The sequence below is a fragment of the Streptomyces lonarensis genome (genome assembly GCF_012033735.1).
Classification (GTDB): domain Bacteria; phylum Actinomycetota; class Actinomycetes; order Streptomycetales; family Streptomycetaceae; genus Streptomyces; species Streptomyces lonarensis.
Map to the genome: position 1 here is coordinate 1 of NZ_JAAVJD010000402.1, position 2,631 is coordinate 2,631.

General features: G+C 75.5%; 2 protein-coding genes and 1 pseudogene. 2 read left to right on the forward strand and 1 reads right to left on the reverse strand.

Features of this window, described 5'->3' with window-relative positions; all coding sequences use genetic code 11:
- Window positions 1–188 precede the first annotated feature (188 nt).
- On the reverse strand, window positions 189–1,007 hold the full coding sequence (locus tag HCN56_RS25010) for an aminotransferase class IV (protein WP_167974855.1): 819 nt from the start codon (window positions 1,005–1,007) through the stop codon (window positions 189–191).
- A gap of 420 nt (window positions 1,008–1,427) precedes the next feature.
- Between HCN56_RS25010 and HCN56_RS25015 the strand changes: the two genes are divergently transcribed.
- Both HCN56_RS25015 and HCN56_RS25020 read left to right on the forward strand, forming a co-directional pair.
- The gene (locus HCN56_RS25015) at window positions 1,428–2,060 is read left to right on the forward strand and encodes a SigE family RNA polymerase sigma factor (protein WP_209313173.1); all 633 of its coding nucleotides are present in this window, start codon (window positions 1,428–1,430) and stop codon (window positions 2,058–2,060) included.
- Window positions 2,057–2,631: pseudogene (locus tag HCN56_RS25020) on the forward strand (hypothetical protein); the annotation flags it as partial. The gene HCN56_RS25015 and the pseudogene HCN56_RS25020, both read left to right, overlap by 4 nt.

Genomic DNA, 2,631 nt, shown 5'->3' on the forward strand with positions numbered 1-2,631 from the left:
CGCCCCCCCGCGTCCCCGCCCGCTGATGCCGGGCCGGGACGCCACCCGACACCCGCACCGGCCGGTCGTCGCCCCGTACGCGCGGGTCGGCGGCCGGCCGGCGCTGTGCGCGCACCGTCGCGGGCGTCGCAGCGCCCCTCCCGAGGAGCGCCGTCCCCGAGAGTGCCCCCGCCCCGCGGCGCTGCTCCTCACAGCGGCTGCGCGGGAACGGCGAGGTAGCTGCGGTGCAGCCGGTCGAGGACGGGGTGGCCCGGGTCGAACCGCACCGCGTCGACGGCGGCCAACGGCCGGACCCCGAAACCGGCATTGGTGGCGAACCCGGCCTCGTAGGAACCGAGTTCCGCCGGGTCGACCGGCGCGGAGATCCCCGGTTCCTGTCGCCGCACCAGCTCGGCGGTGATGCCGGCCAGTGCCTCACCGGACGGCCATGTCACGGTGCCGTTCCGCACGAAGCCGACGTTCCAGGTGGCGCCCTCGGTGACCCGCCCGTCCGTTCCGACGAACAACACGTCGTCCCAACCGTCGAGTTGAGCCGCCCTGCGGGCGTGGAGCGCGCCGAGGAGCGAACTGTGCTTCACCTCCGGCAGTTCACGCCGGTACCGGGCTGTCCGCACCCGCAGCGGCGCCGGCCGCGCGTCGGGCGCCGGACGCACCGTCACCAGCACCCGCGGCTCGGTGGTGGCGGCCGGACGCACGACCTCCAGCTCGGGTGCGACGAGCGAGACCCGGACCATCACCTCGTCACCCGGTGTGATCACCCCGGCGTTCCGCTCCAGCGCCCGGCAGACGTACCGCCGGATTACGGCGGGGTCCGTCTCCGTCCCGAACAGCACCCGGCAGTCACGCGCCAGGCGTGCCAGATGGCGGTCCAGGCCCCGGACCCGGTGGTCCGCGGTGACCCGCATGGTCGTGAAGTGGCCGTACCCGGTGAGGGCGGTCGCGAGCAGTGCCTCGTCCGTGACGGGGCGCCCGTCCAGTTCTGCGGCGGGGTGCGTGGGCTGTGCCATGCGGTCAGGATCTCAGCCGGACGCGGCGCTCCCGGTGCCACCCGGCGGCGCCGGACCGGGGCGCTTGCGGGCGTCTCGCGGACCCGTACGGCGGCAGATCGGTCACCGCCTGACCGGTTGAGCGGCAGTTGTCGCTCTGGCGTCCAATGCTGCTCAACTGTGAACGTTCCGTGATCAACTCACCGCCTCGGCCGGGTTGATCGAGCCCACCACGCGGGGGAGGATTGACGCCCCCGCGGCGCGAACGGCGCCCCGGCGGTGGCGTCGGGCAGAGCCCACGCGCCCGGTGCGCGACCCGCGGCCGGGCCCTGAACGGAGACGGGCGGTGCGGATGAGGGCGGTGTGCCCGGCGGCGAGAAACCTGTGCGCGCCGTACAACCAACGCGGGGGAGCGCGTGTCCAACAAGCGTGGCAGAGGTACTGGAATTCACCGCACCCGTGCACCGGTCGACCGCCCTCCCGCGTCCCGTTGCGGGGTTCCCGGTGATCGCCCCGATACCCGCCCACGAGGCGGCGCCGGTCCGCATAGCCGCCGAGGACACGGACACCTCGATGGCTGAGGGCACGTCCGTCGACCAGCTGACCGCCACCTACCAGCAGCACTACCGCTCGCTGCTCGGCCTCGCCGCGCTCCTCCTCGACGACACCGCCTCCTGCGAGGACGTCGTGCAGGAGGCCTTCATCCGGGTCCACTCCGCCCGCAGCCGCGTCCGCGACCCCGAGAAGACCCTCGCCTACCTCCGCCAGACGGTCGTCAACCTCTCCCGCTCCACGCTGCGCCGCCGCATCCTCGGCGTGAAGCTGCTGTCGAAGCCCATGCCGGACATGGCGAGCGCCGAGGAAGGCGCCTACGACAAGCTGGAACGCGCCGACCTCATCAAGGCGATGCGCAACCTCCAGCGCCGCCAGCGCGAGGTACTGGTGCTCCGCTACTTCGCCGACATGTCCGAGGCCGAGGTCGCCGACTCGCTGGGGATATCGACCGGCTCGGTGAAGGCCTACGGCTCTCGGGGCATCGCCGCCCTGCGGGTCGCGATGGAGGCCCAGCAGTGAGCGGCGGCCCCGCGCGCGAACCACGGCCCGGAGGCCGGGAGGACGCGGCGCCGGCCGTCCCCACCGAGACCGCCTCCCCGGGCGGCGCCGACGGCGCGGCCCCGGAGGACGAGGCGGTGGGCACCGCCGACGGCGCGCCCGTACCGGATATGACCACGGCCGCCAGCCGGCCGTCGCAGGACCCCGCACGCCCCGGCACGGCCGCCGGCACCGGCACCGGCACCGTGAAAGCCGACTCCCCGGAGATCGGCGCCGCCGAGACCCCCGGCGCCGCCGAGACCCCCGGCACCGGCGCCCGCCCCGGCGGTGACGGCCTCGCCGACGAGGGCGACGCCCCCGGTATCGAGAGCGAGGGCGCGACCGACGGCACCGACGCCCCGGGGCGCGCCGAGCCGGTCGCCCGCTCCGCCGCCGCGTCACCCCTCGACGCACTGCTCGCAGAACTCACCGGCCAGGTCGCCGGCCCGCCGACCTCCGGCGGCACCCCCGGGGTGTCGCCGGAGGCGCCGGACACCCCGTCGACGACCGCAGCCGGCACCAACCCCCGGCGGTCCGCCACCCGGGCCGCCGG